This is a genomic window from Natribaculum luteum, assembly GCF_023008545.1.
Lineage (GTDB): Archaea > Halobacteriota > Halobacteria > Halobacteriales > Natrialbaceae > Natribaculum > Natribaculum luteum.
Map to the genome: position 1 here is coordinate 3359429 of NZ_CP095397.1, position 19781 is coordinate 3379209.

20 protein-coding genes and 1 tRNA gene are annotated in these 19781 nt (G+C 64.6%); 8 read left to right on the plus strand and 13 right to left on the minus strand.

Annotated elements, in window-relative coordinates:
- Positions 1-23: 23 nt before the first annotated feature.
- From MU558_RS17290 to MU558_RS17315, 6 genes are all read right to left on the minus strand, one after another.
- Positions 24-713, minus strand: a complete 690-nt coding sequence (locus MU558_RS17290) for a DUF502 domain-containing protein (RefSeq protein WP_246969831.1) — start codon at positions 711-713, stop codon at positions 24-26.
- Between the two features lie 167 nt (positions 714-880).
- Positions 881-2035 (minus strand): FtsZ/tubulin family protein, encoded by a 1155-nt coding sequence (locus MU558_RS17295; RefSeq protein ID WP_246969834.1) that lies wholly within the window; start codon positions 2033-2035, stop codon positions 881-883.
- Positions 2036-2238: 203 nt separating this feature from the next.
- Positions 2239-2730, minus strand: coding sequence for a hypothetical protein (locus MU558_RS17300; RefSeq protein ID WP_246969837.1), 492 nt, complete (start codon positions 2728-2730; stop codon positions 2239-2241).
- Positions 2731-2859: 129 nt separating this feature from the next.
- Positions 2860-3033 (minus strand): hypothetical protein, encoded by a 174-nt coding sequence (locus tag MU558_RS17305; protein ID WP_246969839.1) that lies wholly within the window; start codon positions 3031-3033, stop codon positions 2860-2862.
- A gap of 205 nt (positions 3034-3238) precedes the next feature.
- Positions 3239-4225, minus strand: a complete 987-nt coding sequence (locus MU558_RS17310) for an MBL fold metallo-hydrolase (protein ID WP_246969842.1) — start codon at positions 4223-4225, stop codon at positions 3239-3241.
- Positions 4226-4357: 132 nt separating this feature from the next.
- The gene (locus MU558_RS17315) at positions 4358-4501 is read right to left on the minus strand and encodes a hypothetical protein (protein WP_246969844.1); all 144 of its coding nucleotides are present in this window, start codon (positions 4499-4501) and stop codon (positions 4358-4360) included.
- A gap of 146 nt (positions 4502-4647) precedes the next feature.
- On the opposite strand from MU558_RS17315, the gene MU558_RS17320 reads away from it, so the two are divergent.
- The gene (locus MU558_RS17320) at positions 4648-5439 is read left to right on the plus strand and encodes an Nmad3 family putative nucleotide modification protein (RefSeq protein WP_246969847.1); all 792 of its coding nucleotides are present in this window, start codon (positions 4648-4650) and stop codon (positions 5437-5439) included.
- A 153-nt stretch (positions 5440-5592) separates the two neighbouring features.
- Entirely contained in the window at positions 5593-6249 is a 657-nt protein-coding gene (locus MU558_RS17325; protein ID WP_246969862.1) for a trimeric intracellular cation channel family protein, read from the plus strand.
- A gap of 115 nt (positions 6250-6364) precedes the next feature.
- Here the strand turns inward: MU558_RS17325 and ilvD are convergent, their stop codons facing one another.
- Entirely contained in the window at positions 6365-8092 is a 1728-nt protein-coding gene (gene ilvD, locus MU558_RS17330) for a dihydroxy-acid dehydratase (protein ID WP_246969865.1), read from the minus strand.
- A 133-nt stretch (positions 8093-8225) separates the two neighbouring features.
- Here ilvD and MU558_RS17335 point away from each other — a divergent pair, with 133 nt between their 5' ends.
- From MU558_RS17335 to ppc, 3 genes are all read left to right on the plus strand, one after another.
- A complete protein-coding gene (locus MU558_RS17335; RefSeq protein WP_246969868.1) occupies positions 8226-9212 on the plus strand; it encodes a beta-ribofuranosylaminobenzene 5'-phosphate synthase family protein in 987 nt (328 codons plus the stop codon).
- 83 nt (positions 9213-9295) lie between these two features.
- On the plus strand, positions 9296-9625 hold the full coding sequence (locus MU558_RS17340; protein ID WP_246969871.1) for a transcription factor S: 330 nt from the start codon (positions 9296-9298) through the stop codon (positions 9623-9625).
- 188 nt (positions 9626-9813) lie between these two features.
- A complete protein-coding gene (gene ppc / locus MU558_RS17345; RefSeq protein ID WP_246969874.1) occupies positions 9814-12555 on the plus strand; it encodes a phosphoenolpyruvate carboxylase in 2742 nt (913 codons plus the stop codon).
- Between the two features lie 9 nt (positions 12556-12564).
- Here the strand turns inward: ppc and MU558_RS17350 are convergent, their stop codons facing one another.
- Complete coding sequence (locus MU558_RS17350) at positions 12565-13515, minus strand: AAA family ATPase (RefSeq protein ID WP_246969877.1); 951 nt, start codon at positions 13513-13515, stop codon at positions 12565-12567.
- A gap of 125 nt (positions 13516-13640) precedes the next feature.
- On the opposite strand from MU558_RS17350, the gene MU558_RS17355 reads away from it, so the two are divergent.
- Positions 13641-13725, plus strand: a tRNA-Ser gene (locus MU558_RS17355).
- A 348-nt stretch (positions 13726-14073) separates the two neighbouring features.
- On the opposite strand, the gene MU558_RS17360 is transcribed toward MU558_RS17355, so the two are convergent.
- Positions 14074-14250 (minus strand): hypothetical protein, encoded by a 177-nt coding sequence (locus MU558_RS17360; protein ID WP_246969880.1) that lies wholly within the window; start codon positions 14248-14250, stop codon positions 14074-14076.
- 115 nt (positions 14251-14365) lie between these two features.
- Entirely contained in the window at positions 14366-16069 is a 1704-nt protein-coding gene (locus MU558_RS17365; protein WP_246969883.1) for a right-handed parallel beta-helix repeat-containing protein, read from the minus strand.
- A gap of 260 nt (positions 16070-16329) precedes the next feature.
- Here MU558_RS17365 and MU558_RS17370 point away from each other — a divergent pair, with 260 nt between their 5' ends.
- Positions 16330-16536 carry a hypothetical protein gene (locus tag MU558_RS17370; protein ID WP_246969886.1) on the plus strand — a complete coding sequence of 69 codons (207 nt, stop codon included), beginning with the start codon at positions 16330-16332 and terminating at the stop codon, positions 16534-16536.
- 90 nt (positions 16537-16626) lie between these two features.
- On the opposite strand, the gene MU558_RS17375 is transcribed toward MU558_RS17370, so the two are convergent.
- On the minus strand, positions 16627-18153 hold the full coding sequence (locus MU558_RS17375) for a (R)-citramalate synthase (RefSeq protein ID WP_246969888.1): 1527 nt from the start codon (positions 18151-18153) through the stop codon (positions 16627-16629).
- 206 nt (positions 18154-18359) lie between these two features.
- Here MU558_RS17375 and hpt point away from each other — a divergent pair, with 206 nt between their 5' ends.
- Positions 18360-18920 (plus strand): hypoxanthine/guanine phosphoribosyltransferase, encoded by a 561-nt coding sequence (gene hpt, locus MU558_RS17380; protein ID WP_246969891.1) that lies wholly within the window; start codon positions 18360-18362, stop codon positions 18918-18920.
- 23 nt (positions 18921-18943) lie between these two features.
- Here hpt and MU558_RS17385 read toward each other — a convergent pair whose 3' ends face one another.
- Positions 18944-19291: a DUF192 domain-containing protein gene (locus MU558_RS17385; protein ID WP_246969894.1), complete on the minus strand. Its 348-nt coding sequence runs from the start codon at positions 19289-19291 to the stop codon at positions 18944-18946.
- Between the two features lie 198 nt (positions 19292-19489).
- The gene (locus MU558_RS17390) at positions 19490-19690 is read right to left on the minus strand and encodes a hypothetical protein (RefSeq protein ID WP_246969897.1); all 201 of its coding nucleotides are present in this window, start codon (positions 19688-19690) and stop codon (positions 19490-19492) included.
- Positions 19691-19781: the final 91 nt, after the last annotated feature.

Below are 19781 nucleotides of genomic sequence, written 5' to 3' on the forward strand. Positions count from 1 at the left end.
AGAGCGTGTCTCGGAGAGGCCAGTCAATCGTCGTCTCCCTTCGCGTTCCGGTCGTCCACCACGTCGATCGAAACACCAGCATCGATCTGCCGATTTCGTTCGACGTCGCCGAAACCACCGCTCAGAACGCGAGTCAGCGCCTCTTCGACGGTCTCGTCGAGTTCGGTCATCTCGTCGGACTCGACGGCGACGACGAATCCCGACGAGATATTCGGCGAGGTCGGCAAGAAGAGCAATTCCTGACCGTCCTCGGTCTGCCTGCCAGTTTTGAATGCCGTCATGCGAAGTCCCTCCCACGTTTCGATTTTGACTGGCTCTTGTAGCGACTCCTGGTCGCCCAAAGCGGTCTTGGTAGCCATCTTCGAGGCGTTGTAGACCACGCGCAAGCCGGGGATGCTGTTCGCGATGTCGTCGAAGACACGCTCGAGGAGGTCGCCGATCGTCGTCCGCATGAGATACCCCATCGAGAGCGTGAGACTGGTGAAGACGGTCAGCGTCACCACGACGCGGAGAAACTGCGTGACCTGCTCGCGGGTCCGTATGGCCCGTTCGCTCTCGCCCGAGATCAACGGTTCGAGCGCGTCGGGGTTCATGATGAGTCCCGGAGCGAGACCAGCGACGAGGGCATAGAGCCTGTAGATCACGTAGAGTGAGACGAGAATGGGGCCGAGGACGACGACTCCCCTGGCCAAATCTCGCTTCCACGAGGTCATATACAGACGCTGTCACCATCGGATTATGAACCCTTCTTTTCACGGCCTACCACGGCCCGAGACCGGCACCGCACTCCACCGACGATCGTCGCGACCGCACGGCGTTTGGCTACGGGAACGAATCCAGAGAGGGGATTTCCAGCCGCTCCCTCCGGAACGTACTGCCGTCAGGAGCTCCCCACCGCGACCAGTTCCTCGAGACGTGCGATCGGGCCGACGCCGGCGAGCACGACCAGCGCGAACACGGCGTCGTCGTCCGGTCTCGGCGCATCGCCGCCGAGGACCTGAGTCGATCCGATCGTCGACTCGAGATCGCGCCGGCCGTCGGCGATCGCCTGCCGGTTGAGCCACGCCGGCGGTCCGCCGACGACCAGCAGCGCCCGGTCGGCGTTCTCGGGTTCGCGCTCGAGCGTGTGTTTGCCGTGGGCGGCTTTCCGGATCGCGGTCTCGACGGCGCGAATCGCCGTCGTCCGGTCGACGCTCGGTTCGTCGCTTGACTTCGACGAGAAGAGTCGGGCCTTGAGTCGCGAGCCGACGTCGGTCTCGTCGTCGCCGTCAGTTTCGACGTGCTGTTCCGCGAAGCCGAGGGTGACGACGTCGGTCTCGGCCCCAAGGATGCGCTCGAGGTCGTTCGTGTCGATTGCAGTCTCGGCCGTCGCCTCGCCATCGTCGCCGACGATAGTGAACAGGGTCGCGACGTGCGTGGCGAGGGCCTGGTTTAGTCGCGTGCGACCCTCGGCCAGTGACTCGCCAGTGCGAAGCCACGCTGCGTTGTCGAAACAGATGACGGCAGTCGCGAGCCCGTCGAGCAACTCCAGTGTCCGGGTTGCGTTCGCCATCACGGGGGACGGAGACTCACTGGAGTCGAACTCACGCGACTCGTCGGTCGCCAGTGGTGCGCTGGGGTCGCTGTCCGTGTCGGTCGCAGGCAGCGTCGCGAGGACGTAGACCGGCGCGTCGTAGAGGATCTGCAGTTCCCTGACGAGTGCGGGGGCTGCCCCGCCGCCGGTCGCGCCACCGAGGCCGACGACGACGAGAAACGCGTCTGCGAGCGACGGCTGTCCCCGGACGAGTTTGTTGCTCAATTCTTCGGCGTACTGCTTGCCGAGTTCGACGCCCCGACCGAGGTCACCGTAGAGACCGCCGTCGCGGTCTGCGTACTGGTACCGGTGATCTGCTGGAATGGCGGTGCACTCGCGCAGGCTTTTGGAATCGGTGTCGAACGCGAATGCCTCGACGGCCGACCCATCCCACGTGTCGCTGTAGATCGCGTCGACGATGCGACAGCCCGCACCCCCGACACCGATCACCTCGAGTTGCATACCCAACCGTATTAGTTTCGACCACTTTCACACTTTCTTTTATTTTCTAAGAGGTTTCTCTTTCTGTCGTAGGCGGACAGCTGATCTCCAGTCGGTGACGGCGTTTGCGACCGCTCTCTCGAGTGCTGGCTCAGACTCGGACGTATCGAACGAGAGAATCCCCGATCGACCGAAACCGTCGAGACGAACGGGATGACGGGTCGTTACGAGACGACGTCTCGCACGAGAGGATAGCCACCGCCGAGCAGGAGACCGAACAGGACGGCACCAAGCAGTACGATCCAGTCGACAGACGGAAGCGACCACGACCCCCCGTCGATCACAGCCGTCGCGACCGGAGGCGCGAGTTCGACGACGCCGAGCCAGACGACGAACGAGAACAGGCCACCCCAGATTGCGCCGGCGATCGGATCGTGAAAGTCGATGTTGAGCGCGGCGAGGAGTCCATCGTCGGCACGGCCCACGAATAGCAGCATTGCGGCGTACAACACGCCGAGGGTGAGACTGTATGTGACGACGACCAGCCAGCTGGCGACGACGCCCTCGAGAGAGTACACCTGTGCCACCGCCTCGATTCGGTCAGTCGCGTAGAGCACCGCGCCGAAGACGAGCGTGCCGACGAGCAGTCCGGGGGCGACGCTGAAGACCAGCTCGAGTCCGAGCGTCGCCCGTGGACGCCACCGACTGACTGCCATACGTTCCTGTTTTACTCACAGTAATAAATAAGTATACGATCACAGCTCCCTGAAGATCCGTCTCGAGAGAGTACGAATTGCAACTGAATTGTAACGCGTGTCGTCCAGTACGCGCGTCGTCCAGTAGTATCACCGCATGTCTTCTAGCGTTCGAACGGTGTCCGACATGATCCACGCCGTCTCACTGCCCGGCTCTTCGAGACAGATCGCAAAGAACGAGTCGCGGCCCTCGTCGACGGTAATCCGGTATCCACGGCTTATCAACGCTTCACCGTCCTCGGAGAGAGATTCGGAGGTAGTCACACCCGTCTTCGGGGACAACAACAGATAACGGATACGATTCGACTCTCGGTCGGAAACCGTGAGTATCGATCGCGGAACTCGTCGGTCGAGACGCCCGCCGATCCCGTCGACGTCCTCGAGTTCGCGGGCCGTGGCGGGTCGTAGCCGTCGTGGCCGGACCAGTTTGCGACCCTGAACGAGGACGACGGGGCCGACGCACCCGCCCTCACTCCTGGACGAGGACGTCGTTGGCCACTGGATCGACGCCGGCGATCTGGCCGTCCGGCGTCACCCTCACCAGGTCACACACGGTGGCGATCGGGCCGTCGTACTCCCGGCGTACGCGTTCCATCTCGGCTTCGATCGCGGCGTCGTCGTCCTGGCTGACGTGTGAGAGGACGAGCGCACCGGCGTCGGCCGCGCTCGCACTCGCGCCGATGTCCTCGGCGTACGAGTGGAGGGCCGTTTTCGGTTCGTCGGGATCGGCGTGGGCGTCGATGATCCGGTTGTGCACGAGGAGGTCCGTTCCCGACGCGAGCCGCCGGAGGTTCCCCGTCTCGAGTGACGTGTCGCCGCTGAAAGTGATCGACGTTCCGTCGTAGTCGAACCGATAGGCGAGCGTCGGTATCTCACCGTGGGTTTCGGGAATCGCCTCGACAGTGACGTCCCCGTCGTATATCTGGGACGCCTCGTCGTGCTTGCCGATCGTCGCGTCGACCTCGTTCGGTTCGACCGCCAGCTGACTTCCCTTGTAGCGATCGAGAAAGCTCTCGAGGTAGTTGTACGCGCCCGATTCGGGATCGAACAGCCGCGAGACGAACGTCTCGACGCCGGGGTAGTCGTCGGTTCCCGTCGGACCGTAGACCGACAGCGGGCGGTCGCGTCCCTGCTGGTAGGTCGCCTTGACGACCGCCGGGAGGTCTGCGGTGTGGTCGATGTGCAGGTGGCCGATAAACACGGCTTCGAGAGCCGTCAGATCGATGCCAGCCTCGGCGAGTCGAGCGCCGATTCCGCCGCCTGCGTCCAGCAGGAACCGCGGGTCGCCGTCGACGTGGACGACGTGGCCGGCGTTCGCCCGGCCGTTCCCGAACGACGACGCTCCAGACCCGAGGACGGTGATCGAAAGCGGGGCGGAGCGGTCGCGTTCGGTCGACAGGTCGAAACCGGATCGCGATTCGGTGTCGCTGATCGTCGTGTCACGATTTCCGGACATTACAGCCACTTGCTCATCACTGAGTATTATAAAGACTATCCGGGAAGGAAAAGGGTAGTCGCTGCTCGAGGCGTCCACCAGCACGTGTCCAGCACGAGGGAAGTCGTTCGAGGCGATGGCTCGAGCGGCCGACTACCGTCGACCCACGAACACCGCGATTCCCACCAGCAAGAGTCCGATACCCCACCACATCGAATCGCCCGGGAGGTACGCGAGAAGGAGCGTGACGATACCCGAGGTGATGAGCGACCACCCAACAGTCGTTTGATACGTCATATGGTTACGTCGTCCTGGAGCCAGTTGGGTTCGGTGCTGGTATTTTCAACACGTCGGTCGGCCCGACTCGTGGTCGAGCAGTCGCGAGACGCGATCTGTGGCCGCCAATCAGGTACTTTAAATCAGGTCCACCGACGAGTACACGCATGACGGTCGTCCTCGCCGGAATCGGTGCCGACAGCACCAACGTCGGTGCGCTCGCACCGCTGTACGACGACGGCACCTTCGAGTACGTCCCGATTCCGGAGAAGACCCGCGAGACTCGAGAGACCGAGACGCTGGGGTCGTGGTCGCTTCGGTACGACGACGGCGTCGCTGCCGACCTGACGACCCGGATCAGTCCACAGCCGATCCACGACGGCGAGACGACGCTTACGGGTGAGGCCCTCGAGTCCTGGCCGCTCCACCACGATCCGAACTTCGAGGCGCTGACCTACGGCGAGCATCGAACGAGCGGCTACGTCTCCCGACTGCGCGAACTCGAATCCGGCGACGTCGTCGGCTTCTACGCGGGACTGCGTCGGCAGGGTGGCGACCGGGCACACCGGTACCTGATTGGCTACTTCACCGTCGCCGAGGTAGCGACGATCACGCCGGAGACGCCGCGAGCCGATCGCGAACGAATTCTCGAGCGCCACGCAGAGAACGCCCACGCAAAGCGCGCTCGAGACGGACGGCTGTACCTCGAGGACAAGACGGTCGTCATCGTCGACGGGACGGAACCGGGAGGGCTGTTCGATCGCGATCCGATTCGGCTCAGCGAGTACTACGTCAGAGAAGGGAACGAGCGGGCACAGTACTACCTCCGGGACGACGTGGCGTCGGCCTGGTCGGTCCGGGAGGGCGGTGCGAACATGATGTTCAAACCGGCCTACCGGTGTGCGATGTCGGGTCCAGCGTTCGTCGACCGTGTCGGCGTCCCTGGCGAGCGAGCGTGACGGCTCGGTGAACTCGAGCGGCGACTACTGGCAGGTGCGAACGTGGGATGGTCGTGTGCGGGCTGGCAAATTCGGCTGCTACCAGCCAGGACACGTTCTGGCGCTACGAAATATACGTGGCACTCAAGAGACTCGCTCTCGTACTCGAGAGCAGTGAGTCAGGACTTCGTCGCGATCCTATTTGGCGACCCATTCGCGATTATGAACACGATCGGCCTGGTTGCGTTCGCACTCGTCGGCTCGTCGAAGGCGGTCCGTGAGGAGTTCGACGTATTCGGGATTACTATCGTCGGACTGTCGATGGCGTTTGCCGGTGGAGCAACCCGCGATCTACTCGTGACACGAGTTCCGTTAGCACTCCAGTCTCCGATTGAAATCAGTCTGGGGCTATTCGGAGTTGGTTTAGCGATCGCACTAAGCGTCGGGTTGTCGTCTCCAGATACACATCCAATCACGCTTGTCGCGGACGCTATCGGACTGGCTGCCTTCGCTACGACTGGTGCTATCGTCGCAACGGAAGCAGGTGTGTCAGCATTTGGTGTCGTTGCGATTGCGACGATCAACGCCGTCGGAGGGGGTGCGTTTGCAGATATTCTTCTCGATCGAGCCCCGTTCATCCTCTTCGAGGATTTTTATGCGAGTTGTGCGGTCCTCGGTGGGAGTGCATACTGGGTAGTGGGAACGCTGGGTGCGGCTGAGAGCACGGCTGCTGTCGTGTGTGCGGTAGTGACTGTCGTGACTCGATTAACCGCGGTTACGTACAACTGGAATCTCCCGACAGTACAGAATTCAGGGCCACTAAACGACTAGTGCGAACAAAGCCACGTTTGTCGATTCTGTCGCTGGTTCGACCGCCGCCCACTGATCGAAGTCCCATCTATCGACCGAGCGCGGCGTCCACAGCGATTCGAAAACGCAGCGAGACCTAGTCTCGTTTCACGCCGGGATTCGTCACAGCCCCGTTGGCCGCCGAGTCGAAGTCACGGCCGTACTTCGCGAGGACGCCGCTCTCGTACGCCGGTTCGGGTTCGTCCCACTCCTCGCGGCGTGCCTCGAGTTCGTCGTCGTCGACGTCGACCTCGAGCGTCCGCTCGGGAACGTCGACCGTGATCGTGTCGCCGTCCTCAAGCAGTCCGATCGGACCGCCGACGAACGCTTCGGGGGCGACGTGGCCGATCATCGGACCGCGGGTCCCGCCAGAGAAGCGGCCGTCGGTGATCAGTGCGACGTCGTCCTCGTGGCCGGCACCGACCACTGCGGCGGTGACGCCGAGCATCTCGCGCATACCGGGGCCGCCCCGTGGGCCTTCGTTGCGGATGACGATGACGTCGCCGCTCTCGATGTGTCCCTCCTGGACGTAGCGCATCGCGGTTTCCTCGTTCTCGAAGATCCGTGCCGGGCCTTCGTGGTAGAACTTGTCGTCGCCAGTGACCTTGAGGACCGCGCCGTCGGGTGCGAGGTTGCCCGAGAGGATCTTGATCGCACCCTCCTCCTCTTTCGGGTCGTCGACGGGATAGAGGAAGTCGGCCTCGATCTCCTCGTTGTCGGGGAGGTCGAGCGTCTCGAGTTCCTCCTCGAGCGTTCGGCCCGTCACGGTCATCGCGTCACCGTGGAGCAGGTCGGCCTCGAGCAGTCGCCGGATCACGACGGGCACACCGCCGACCTCGTGGAGGTCGTTCATCACGTGGCTGCCGCCGGGCGAGAGGTGGGCGATCTTGGGCGTCCGGCGGGAGACCTCGTCGAAGTCCTCGATCTCGAGGTCGACGTCTGCCTCGCGAGCGAGTGCGAGCAGGTGGAGCACCGCGTTGGTCGAACCACCGATGGCAGTCTGGAGCGCGATCGCGTTCTCGAAGGATTTCCGGGTGAGGATGTCCGAGGGACGCCGATCCGCTTCGACGACCTCGACGGCGAGTTCGCCGGCCCGGCGGGCGACCTCGTAACGCTCCTCGTCTACGGCAGGGGGGGAGGCGCTCCCCAGCGGGGCAAGCCCCAGCGCCTCGGCGATCGAAGACATCGTGTTCGCAGTGAACATCCCGCCACACGAGCCCGGGCCGGGACAGGCGTTGCGCTCGAGTTCGTCGAGTTCCTCGGCGGCCATCTCGCCAGTGCCGTAGGAGCCGACGCCCTCGAAGACGTCGACGATCGTGACGTCCTCTCCCTCGTACTGGCCGGGCATGATCGAGCCGCCATAGAGGAAGACGCTGGGGAGGTCCGTCCGGATCGAAGCCATCATCATTCCGGGCATGTTCTTGTCACAGCCGCCGATAGTGACCAGCCCGTCCATACGCTCGCCAAAGGAGACCAGTTCGACGGAGTCGGCGATCAACTCCCGGGAGATCAGCGAGGCCTTCATCCCCTCGGTCCCCATCGAAATGGCATCGGAGATAGTGATCGTCCCGAACTCGATTGGCATCCCGCCAGCCCCGTTGATCCCATCGACCGCGGGCTCGGCGACGTCGTCCAGGTGGACGTTACACGGTGTGATGTCGGCTGCCGGGTTCGAAACGCCGATCATCGGCGAGCCGAAGTCCTCGTCGTCGAAATCCATCGCCCGGAACATCGCCCGGTGTGGTGCCTTCTCGGCCCCTTCCGTGACCTCGCGGCTCCGCAAGCGGTCCTCTTTTCCGTAATCGAACTGCTCGTCTTCGCTCATAGTCAGTTGTTCGCTCGAGTCGGTATAAGTTGCTCCACCGGGTCAAGCGTTGCGATGGGACGGCGGCGTGATCGACGTCGTCGTTCGTTGCCACCGTCGAAATCCCCTTGCCGTCCGATCCCCAACGCCGCGTATGGCGATCGTCAGCGCGGGCGCGCGACTCCACTTCGGCTTCCAGAACCTCTCGCTGGCCCGCGAACGACTCTACGGCGGCATCGGCGTCGGCCTCGAGGAGCCTCGGGTGACCGTCGTCGCCGAACCCGCAGACAGCGTCACCGCCGACGACCCGCTCGCCCGCGAGTACGCACGACGGGCGGTCGACATCCTCGAGGTGTCGGGCGTCGGCCTCTCGCTCGAGCGACAGCTTCCGCGTCACGTCGGTCTCGGCAGCGGGACGCAACTCGCGCTCGCGGTTCTCGCCGCGACCGCCCACGCGCACGGACTCGAGGCCCGTGTTCGCGAACGTGCACCCGCCCTCGGACGCGGCGGTCGAAGCGGCGTCGGCGTCGCGACGTTCGAAGCGGGCGGGTTCGTCGTCGACGCGGGCCACCCGACGGGACGGTTCACGACCGACCGGCCGGCCGACGGTGACTGGACGGTGCCGGCGGTCGTCGCCCGCCACGACCTGCCCGACGAGTGGCGATTTCTCGTCGTGATCCCGGACGCCGAACCCGGCCGGAGCGGCGACGACGAGGACGCGAGCATCCGGTCGGTGATCGAACGCGCCGACCCCACCGTCGCTGACGAGATCGCGGGCGTGCTCACGCGCAACCTCCTGCCGGCGGCCGCCGAGGGCCGACTCGAGGCGTTCGGCGACGCGATCGGCGAGATCGGCCGAAAGAACGGCGTCTGGTACACCGACGCCCAGGGTGGCGTGTTCCGCCCGCCCGCGGGCGAACTCGTCGAGTACCTCGAGCACTGCCCCGTCCTCTGTGGCGTCGGCCAGTCCTCGTGGGGGCCGGCAGTCTACGGCGTGACCGACGTGGCCCACGCCGAGGAAGCGCGCGCGATGGCCCGGTCGGCACTCGAGTCGTGCGGACTCGAGGGCGAGATCATCCTCTCGCCGCCGGCTACTGATGGTGTTTGCGTCGGTCGCCCAGCAGGTCACGACGGCAGATAGGATCGAATCCGGTGGGACGCGACGGTTCCGGGAGCCGAAACCGAAGCCGGGCGCTTTTGACCACCGACGCCCTACCTCGAGATATGCAGTTTTGCGACGAATGCGGTTCGATGATGAAAGCCGAGGGGGACCGCATGGTCTGTACGAACGCCGACTGCGGTGCCTCGATCGAGCGCGATCGCGATCGCGAGGCCGACTTCGTCACCACGGAAGAACAGAGCGAGGACGACGTAATCGAGTCGGACGAAGACGCGAACTTCGAGGGGAAGCCGAAAGCGACGGACGTCCGCTGTGAGGAGTGTGGCAACGAAGAGGCGTGGTACACGCTCAAGCAGACGGCCTCCGCCGACGAGCCGCCGACGCGGTTTTTCAAGTGTACCGAGTGCGGTCACCGCTGGCGGGAGTACAACTAACTGCCATCTAGCGCTCGCCAACCGACGCCGGTTTCGACCGTCGACGCAGCGCCGACGAGTTCGTCCTGGGCGATTCTGCCCGATGGACTTGCTCGCTTCGCGCTCGAGTCTCTCACGGACGATCATGAGTGTGGCAAACATTCGGGGGTGTGCGGGGATTTTTGAGGTGCGGGGCGAAGGTGCGTGGTATGGAACTGCACAACAGGGAGGTGCGCCAGGACGTCCGCGAACTCGGGGCGTTGCTGGGTAACGTCCTCGAGGCACAGACGTCCAGCCAGGCGTTCGAGACGGTCGAATCCTGTCGGACGGCGGCGATCGACTACCGGGCGGGCGACCTCGAGTCGCGCGAGCCGCTGATCTCGGAACTCGAGAACCTGTCTCCTCACCGCCAGCGGGTCGTCGCGCGAGCGTTTACGACCTACTTCGAACTCATCAACCTCGCCGAAGAACGCGAGCGGGTGCGGGCGATCCGCCAGAGCTCCCAGGAAGGAACGCTCGAGGACAGCCTCGAGGCAGCCGCCGAGGAGCTCGCGGCGGCCGATCACGCGACCGTCCAGCAGATTCTCGAGGACGTGCTGATCGAACCGACGTTCACCGCACACCCGACGGAGGCTCGCCGGAAGACGGTCAAGGCGAAGCTTCGGGAGGTGGCGACCCACCTCGAGACGCTCGACGAGCGGCTGTTGACCGACAAGGAGGCGGGACAGGTCTGGCGCGACGTCGACGCCGAGGTGACGAGCCTCTGGCAGACGCCGCAGGTCCGCAAGCGCCAGCCCGAACCCGAAGACGAGGCGCGAAACGTCCAGTGGTACCTCGAAAATACGCTGTTCGACGTGGTCGGCGAGGTCTACGACGAACTCGCCGACGCCCTCGAGGACGAGATCGACGCCCCGCTCGATCTGCCCAAACTGTTCGAGTTCCGCTCGTGGGCCGGCAGCGACCGCGACGGCAACCCGTACGTCACGCCCGACGTGACTGCAACCACCCTGGAGCGCCAGCGCGAGGTCATCCTCGAGCGCTACCGCGAGGAACTCAAACGGCTCTCGGGCGTGCTCAGCCAGGACGGGAGTCGGATCGACGTCGGTCCGGCGTTCGAGGCCGCACTCGAGGCCGACCGCGAGCGGTTGCCGGGCAGCGCCCGCACCGCCGAGGAACGGTATCCGGGCGAGCCCTACCGCCAGAAGCTCAAACTCATGCGGGACCGACTCGAGCGCGTCGGCGGTGTCCGGCCCGGCGGCTACGACGACGTCGACGAACTGGTCGCCGACCTCGAGGTGATCGCCGACAGTCTCCGGGACAACGGCGCGGAGACGGTCGCCGAGGCCCACGTCGATCCGCTCCGTCGCCAGGTCGCGACGTTCGGCTTCTCGCTGGCCAGCCTCGACCTGCGCGATCACCGGCAGAAACACACCGACGCCATCGCGCAGGCGCTCGAGCGCGAGGGCATCGACTACGCCGCGTTCGACGAAGACGAGCGCGTCGAGTGGCTCACCGACGCGATCTTGCAGGACGAACCGGTGCTCGACCTCGCCGACGCCGACGACCTCTCCGAGGACGCCGCGCGCGTCCTGACGCTGTTCGACCGCCTCGCCGACTGGCAGGCCGAGTACGGCATCGAGGCGATCGACACCTACTGCATCTCGATGACCGAGGAGCCGAGCCACGTCCTCGAGGTCCTCTTTCTCGCCGACCAGGCCGGGGTCGTCTCCCTCCCGGAGCACTCGGGACTCGACGTCGTCCCGCTGCTCGAGACCGAGTCCGCCCTCTCCGGGGCTCGCCGGATCATGGGGACGCTGTTCGAGAACGAGGCCTACGCGCAGGCACTCGACGCCCGCGGACGCACCCAGGAGATCATGCTCGGCTACTCGGACTCGAACAAGGAAAACGGCTTCCTGGCGGCGAACTGGTCGCTGTACCGGAACCAACGCCGGCTGGCGTCGATCTGTGACGACTACGACGTGACGATGCGGCTGTTCCACGGGCGTGGCGGCTCGATCTCTCGCGGCGGCGGCCCGATGAACGAGGCGATGCTCGCGCTGCCAAACAGCAGCGTGACGGGACAGATCAAGTTCACCGAGCAGGGCGAGGCGATCGCCGAGAAGTACGCCAACCCGCGAATCGCCGAGCGCAACATCGAGCAGATGCTCAACGCACAGCTCCGGTCGCGCAAGCAGGCACTCGAGCAGCCCCGCGAGAACGTCGCCGACGAGTGGCTCGACGCCATGGAGACGATGGCCGACGCCGCCCGCGAGGAGTACCGCGACCTCCTGGAGAGCGAGGGGTTCGTCCGGTACTTCGAGCAGGCGACGCCGATCACGGTCATCGAAGACCTCGACCTCGGCTCTCGCCCCGCCTCCCGGTCGGGCGAACGGACCGTCGAGGACCTGCGGGCGATCCCGTGGGTGTTCTCCTGGACCCAGTCGCGATGTATCCTGCCGGGCTGGTACGCGCTCGCGGCGGGGATCGACGCCTACCTGGAGAGCGAGGAGCCACGCTCCTCGTCAACTTCGAGCGGTGATGAGCCGCGAGACGACGGCGGCTCGATGGAGACGCTCCAGGAGATGTACGCCGAGTGGCCGTTCTTCCGAACTACGCTCGACAACGCCGCCCTCTCGCTGTCTCGGACCGAACTCGAGATCGCCGCCGAGTACGCGGATCTCGCTGATTCGGACCTCCGCGAGCGCTTTTTCCCTCGCGTGACCGACGAGTACGACCGGGCCGTCGACCTGATCACGACGATCGGACAGCGAGACACCCTCCACACGCGCGACTGGCTGGGCGAGAACCTCGAGCGGCGAAACCCCTACGTCGACCCGCTGAACCTGTTGCAGACGCACCTGCTCGCACAGCGCCACCGCACCGACGTCGAAGAGCGAACGCTACGGCTGACTGTCAAGGGGATCGCGGCGGGCATGAAAAACACCGGGTGAGCGCCGTCGTCACTCGACCGTCGGCACCGGCACCGACTCGAGGACGCTCTCGACGATCTGGGCCTTCTCGACCTCGTTGACCGTCGCGTCGGGCGTCAGGACGAGCCGGTGGGCCATGACTGGCTGGGCGACGCGTTTGACGTCGTCCGGCGTGACGTACTCGCGGCCGGAGATCGCCGCGTACGCCCGGGCGGCCTCGAACAGTCGCTGCGTTCCGCGGGGCGAGACGCCGACCTCGACGCGACCGTCGGTCCGCGTTCGGCGAGCGAGCGCCGCGACGTACTCGAGGACGTCCTCGTCGACGCGGATCGTCTCCGGGACCTGCCGGAGGCGAGCGACGCGGTCGGGTTCCAGGACTGCGTCGACTGCTGGGCTCATCGTCTCGCGGTCGACGCGACGCTGGAGGAGTTCGACCTCGCCTTCCTCGTCGGGATAGCCCATCGCGGTCTTGACGAGAAAGCGGTCGACCTGGGCTTCGGGCAGCGGAAACGTCCCCTCCTGTTCGACCGGGTTCTGCGTCGCGATGACGAAAAACGGCTGCGGCAGCGTCCTGGTCTCCCCGTCGACGGTGACCTGTCCTTCCTCCATCGCCTCGAGCAGTGCGGCCTGGGTCTTCGGCGGCGCGCGATTGATCTCGTCGGCGAGGACGACGTTGCCGAAGATCGGCCCCTCCCTGAACTCGAACGTCCGATCCCGCTCGTCGAAGACGTGGGTCCCGGTCACGTCGGTCGGCAACAGATCGGGCGTAAACTGGATTCGTGAAAAGGAGAGGCCGAGCGCGCTGGCGACGCTGCGAGCGGTGAGCGTCTTGCCGGTCCCTGGAACGTCCTCGATGAGGACGTGGCCGCGGCCGACGACGCCCACGAGGACCGTCTCGAGGAACTCGCGGTCACAGACGACGGCGTCGCCGACCGCCTCGAGGACGGCCGCACACTCCTCGCTCGCCTGGGTTACGTCCATGGGCGTGCTACTCGTCGCCTCGTCTATATGTCTTCCGTCGATCCGACAGACGCGGGCGTGGGTCGTTCGCACGCGGAGAGACGAATCGAAACCAATAAAATCGTCTGCCGGGTAGGTATAGGTGAGCCGAGATAGCCTAGCCCGGCCAAGGCGGCAGATTCGAAATCTGCTGTCCTCACGGACTCGGGAGTTCAAATCTCCCTCTCGGCGCTTTTCCAACCTCACTTTCCACGAACAGCGTGCCGACTGCGAGTACGCGAAGACCAGAGAAGGGACACAGGAGATTTGAATCAGGGAGCAGCTTCGCTGCGACCGTGGTTCAAATCTCCCTCTCGGCGCTTTTCCAACCTCACTTTCCACGAACAGCGTGCCGACTGCGAGTACGCGAAGACCAGAGAAGGGACACAGGAGATTTGAACGAGACGAGACGCAGCCCGGGAAGCGAACGACGTGAGCGACCCGGACCGTCTTGGCGTTGTTCAAATCTCCCTCTTGGCGGTTTTCCCGACACAACGTGGCGAGCGGTGCGTGGCGCTATGCGTCGCTGAAATACCGGTTTCAGTCCTCGAGTTCGCCGTTCACCGTATCGCCTTGCCCCGAAGACGCATCGAAGAACGCGTTCAGCGCCATCGTTACGCCGAGGTACGTCCCGATGGCGATAACGACGATCTGGAGCATCATCGAGAACAGTATTCCCTCGAGACTGCCTCCAAGCTGCTGAAAGAGGAGCGTCATATTCCGAATGAAGACTGCAGAATAAAAGCACGTTCGGTCACGGGTGCTCGAGCGGTCGCTAACGCGAGTCACGGTTTTCAGCTACTCGAGGGGCGAAAACACTACCCTCGAGCGGTCAGACCTCGAATCCCCAGTTAAAGTCGCCCTTCCAGTCTGACCGCACGCCGGCGAAGTTCGTCTCGCCGTAGTGGCGGTTGCCGGTCCACAGGACGTTCGAGAGGGTCGCGTCGGCGTCGCTCGTCACGAGCGCCCGGAAGATCGACTGGTCGACGGTGTGATCCACACCGCCGTCGGAAAACCGGAGACTCGCAACGTCGGCGTCGACCTCACAGTTGTCGAGGACGAGTTGATCGACGGCGTCGCCTCGAGCGTCGACGAAGATTCCGTTGCGACTCGCGTCGGACTGCGAGGTGTGGTCGAACGAACAGTCCCGGAAGACGACGTTCGACGAGCGGACGTACACCGCGTAGTCGGAGACCGTCGGACTCGAGCGGTCGGTGATCGTACAGTTCTCGAACGTCGTTCGCGTCGCGGCGTCGTCGCTGACGCGGATCGCCCGTCCGTCGCCGCCGTCGTCGGTGATGTGGACGTTCGACAGTCTGGCCGGGCCGGCCTGCGTACAGCGGACGATCTCGGTGTTCTTCCGGACGTGATTGATGCAGTGTAGGCCATCGACGACCTGTCCGCCACCGGAAATTTCACCGTCGAGCCAGAGTCCAGCCCACGGCTGGCCCGGGTGTTCGTCCATTACGATCTTGGTGTTGAGCACGACGTCGTTCGGACCGACGCGAACGTTCGCGCCGGCATTGTTGTGCGCACGACAACCGACGACGAGGTTCCGTCCGGAGTTGTTCGAGACGTAGATCCCGTTGTCGAGGAACCCCGAAACCTGGCATTGTTCCCAGATGTTCGTTCCCCTGTGGTAGATTTCGGCGGCGAAGGGGATCGCGTGACCGACGCCCGTGTCTCGCGACTCGTAATTCGTATCGCCGTGGGTGAATCGAACGTTTCTGATCGCGTTCGTCGCCTCGGGGCGGATACCGTCGACTTTCAGGGTGTGTCGGTCGCCGCCGTACTCGGGGTTGAGCCTGTCGCGTCGCCCGCGGAGTTCGACGTTCTCGACGTGGCCGTACCCGTAGGTGTGCCACCGTCCGATACCGGTGTCGTACTCGCCGCGAATGTCGACGCGGAGGTTCTTCATCACCGTCCGCTGGGCGTGCGGGAGCGACTCGTCGATCGTCCCGACGGTCATCATGCGGTCGACGTCCTGGTCGGTGACCTCGAGGACGGCGAACGGTTCACCGACGACGCCGAAGTACTCGTGTGCGAACAGTTCGATGTCGTCGGTCTCGACGTACCACGTTCCCGACGGAATCACGTACTCGTGACAGCGGTCGGTCGGGTCGTCGAACGACGAGTAGTGGTCGTAGATCGCACCCCAGACGTCGTCCTGTTCGGGCTCGACGCCCAGGTCGTCGCTCACGTCGACGACGTGCGGATTCGTCGCGGAATCGCCGTCGGCGTCGATTCGCACGCCGGCTTCGCTCTCGACGGCCGAGAGCCCGTCGGCGAAGTCGAGGTGGGAAACGCCGTCGGCGACGGTCGTTCCCGAATCCGCGACCGTCAGTCGTCGCGGATCGGCCCGCTCGTCTTGCTGTGCGGCGACGACGCCCGATCGGTCACTGGTCGCGTACGCGCTAACGAGTCCGGCACCACCGAGTGCCCCGAGCACTCGCAGGTACGATCGTCGCGGGACGCCGCCACTGTCGCCGTTGCTACTGTCGCTGGTCTGCCGTCGGCTCCGTTGATTGTCGGCCATTGGCAGTCAAGTCGGATGACTGTCACACGATTTGTTATATACGGATTGCGACCGATAGCCGGTCGGTACGGCCGTCATACGTCCACGACGGTTCCGTTGCGAAAGAACACACGGACGAAACGATCCGGTAACAGCCGGATTACAAATACGCCGCGTCGCCACTCACCTCTCGCCCGCTCAGCGAGAATCGCGGGCGATTCCCACCCCCTCACCACCTCCCGACCCGGATCTTTTCATACGCTGCGTCTCCAACCCCGGTTATGGAGTTTCGACAGCGACTGGTCGTCGGTGCGCTCTGGATCGCAGTCGCGGCCGTGATGGTGAGTACGCTCGAGCCGACAGTTCCGTCCTCGGCAAACGCAGCCGCCCGGCTGTTCGTCGTGATCGTGGCGCTGTTTCTGGCGGGCGTCTACCTGCTGGATCCGAAAAACGTGATCAGTCAGGGGCCGTTCTCCGGCGACGGGTAGCGAGCGCTAGTACCCTCCCGAGCGTCGACTGCACGGTCGAATCGACCCACACCACCGGATTCGACCCTGCAGTGCAGGCTCGAGACGCCACTAGTCGTCTGCCGGCACCGTCAGGTCCCGCTCGTTCTCGAGTAAGCGGTCGAGCGCGTCGACCATCGCCTGGACGCTCGCGCGGGTGATGTCGCCTTCGCTTCTGGCAACGGTGACGCTGCGATCGTCGCGAGACATCGTCACCTCGACGGTGACGACGGCGTCGGTGCCGCCGGTGACGGCGTCGACGTGGTACGAGTCGAGTTCGGCGTCGGCGGCCGAGCCGAGCGCCTCGCGAACGGCGGAGACGGCCGCGTCGACGGGGCCGGAACCGGTTCCGGCGGCGACGCGTTCCTCGCCGGCGACGTCGAGTCTGACGCTGGCGGTCGGGACCGCACCGCCGCTGGTCGCGGTGAGATCGCGCAGTTCGACGGTTCGCTCGCGGTCGTCACCGGTGACGTCCTCTGCGATCGCGAGCAGGTCGGCGTCGGTGACCCGACGGCCGCGGTCGCCGAGTTCCGTGACTCGAGTGGCGATTTCGGCGACCTCGTCGTCGGTCGCCTCGACGCCGTGTTCCTCGAGCGTGGCCTCGACGCCAGCACGGCCGGTGTGTTTGCCGAGGGCGAGCCGTCGCTCCCGGCCGACGGTCTCGGGAGCGTAGGGCTCGTACATCTTCTCGTCTTTGAGCGTGCCGTCGGTGTGGATGCCGCTCTCGTGGGTGAAGGCGTTCTCGCCGATGACCGCTTTGTTCGGGGGGAGCGCGACGCCGGTCGTTCGCGAGACGATCTGTGCGAGGTCGTACACCTCCTCGAGTTCGAGCGTCTCGACGCCGTAAACGTGCGAGAGGGCGATCGCGACCTCCTCCAGGGCGACGTTGCCGGCGCGCTCGCCCAGCCCGTTGACGGTACAGTGGACCATGTCCGCACCGGCGGCGATCGCGGCGAGCGCGTTGGTCACGCCGAGTCCGAGGTCGTCGTGGGTGTGGGCGCTTACGGGCCCGAGTTCCGCCAGTCGCGAGACGGCCTCGTAGGTCCGTTCGGGACCCGTGTGGCCGACCGTGTCGGCGAAACAGATTCGATCTGCGCCGGCCTCGAGTGCCGTCTCCATCAGCTCCTCGAGGTAGTCGAGGTCGGCCCGCGAGCCGTCCTCGCCGATGACCTCGACCCAGAGATCGTTGTCTTTCGCGTACGCGACGAGTTCCGCGGTCGTCTCGAGGTTGCTCTCGCGGGTGCTACCGACTTTCCCCTCGACGTGGCGGTCGCTCGCCGGAACGACGAGGTGGATGCCGTCGACGTCACAGTCGAGTGCGAGGTCGACGTCGTTTTTCAGTCCACGACAGAAGCTCGTCACTCGAGCGTCCAGGTCGAGGTCGGTCACGCGGGAGATGCCCTGGCGTTCGCCGGGGCCGGTGCAGGCGCTGCCGGCTTCGATCACGTCGACGCCGGCACGCTCTAGCGCGCGGGCGATTTCGACTTTCTCGTCGGGTGACAGCGAGACGCCTGGCGCTTGCTCACCGTCACGAAGCGTCGTGTCGAGCAGTTTAACAGTCCGATCGTCGTCTCCGTCGAGTCCGTCACGGCCTACCATGAAGGAGTGAGAATCAGTTTCGGGGGCGAATTTCTCGGCCAGCCGCCTTGCGGCGACTTCCTCTATCCTCCACAGTGGGCGTATCTCGTGCCATGTGTAAGGCGACGTTGTACCGTCTCCTATAAAACGGCGTTGGCTAGACAGATATTTGCCGACCACGGGAGCGGAACATCCATCCCCGATCCCGTCGTATCGTCGTCACGAGTATGGACAGGAAGCTCCGGCCGCTCGCACGTTCACTTCGCGACGCACCCGTCGTCGGTCGAGACGGATACGAGTACTTCGTCCACGGCGTGACCGACGGCATCCCGCCGGTCGAGCCAGCCGTCATGAACGCCGTCGTCGACGGCATTCGAGAGCGAGTCGACCTCGACGACGTCGAGAAGATCGTCGCCCCCGAGGCGATGGCGATTCACCACGCGACGGCGCTCTCGCTCGAGACCGAGATCCCGTTCGTCGTCGTTCGCAAGCGGTCGTACGGCTTCCCCGACGAGGTGGCAGTCCACCAGGAGACGAGCTACGGTGAGAGCGACCTACATCTCAACGGCGTCGAAGCCGGTGACAGGGTCTTGCTCGTAGACGACGTACTCTCTTCGGGCGGGACGATCAGGGCGGTCTGTGCGGCGCTCGAGGAAGCCGGCGCGGAACTGGTCGACGTCGTGGTCGTCTTGCGTCGAGTCGACACCGATCCTGGCGAGTTGCCGGTCGAGGTGACGAACCTGCTCGACGTAAAAGTCGAAGATGGATCGGTCGTCGTCGCCGACTGATCCGTACCGCCGGGTGGACGATATCACTCCTCGAGGACGAGTCGGTCGCCGACGTCGACGGTCGCTGCCGCACCCGCAGGAAGTTCGACGATCAGGTCTGCCTCCTCGCGGGCGTAGCCGCGCCAGGGGCGGAGCCGTTCGACCCGGCGGACGACGCCGTCGACGACCCAGACGACGTCGATCGGAACGAAGACGAACAGCATGTGGACGTCGCGCGTTCTGGCCGTCGCGAAGCGAAATGCCAGCGCGTAGTCGTCGGGGATCGATCGCCGGAACGTCAGGCCACGGACCTGGCTCGCGAGCGAGTCGGCCGTCTCGACGTCCGTCGCCAGCACCTCGCGGTCGCCGCCCGGATCGAAGACGAGTCGCACGGTCTCGGGTCAGTGCGGGCAAGTAAAAACGTTCCCGTCGGAGGGACCCTCACCGTGCCCGCTACGTTAGGCTAGACGTGTATCAGTTCTCGGTAATCCTAGTCCGTTTTTCAACACCTTATGATGAAAGAAACCCTCGAAAATTTCGACGTCCGACATCTTCGAAGGTTATTGTATAGATTCAACATTATAGATCACCTATTCGTCACAAATTGCCCCCCGAAGCTCTTTGTACAAATCAGGGTGGTATTCCTCTAGAATTTCGGCATCTTCCTCCAGTTCCTCAATTCTCTTTCGGATCCGACTCGCAGCCTCGTACCGCTTGCTGTCCGGCACGTCGGCTTCGCCAGTAATTCGTTCACGATCTGTCGCCGTCATGACGGCTCTGTATTGTCCCATATCTGGGTTTACGGGAACCACACACTTGGACATTAGCACCTATGGCCATGAGATTGGCTATGTAGCTAATGTTAGCTATAAAGCTAACTTT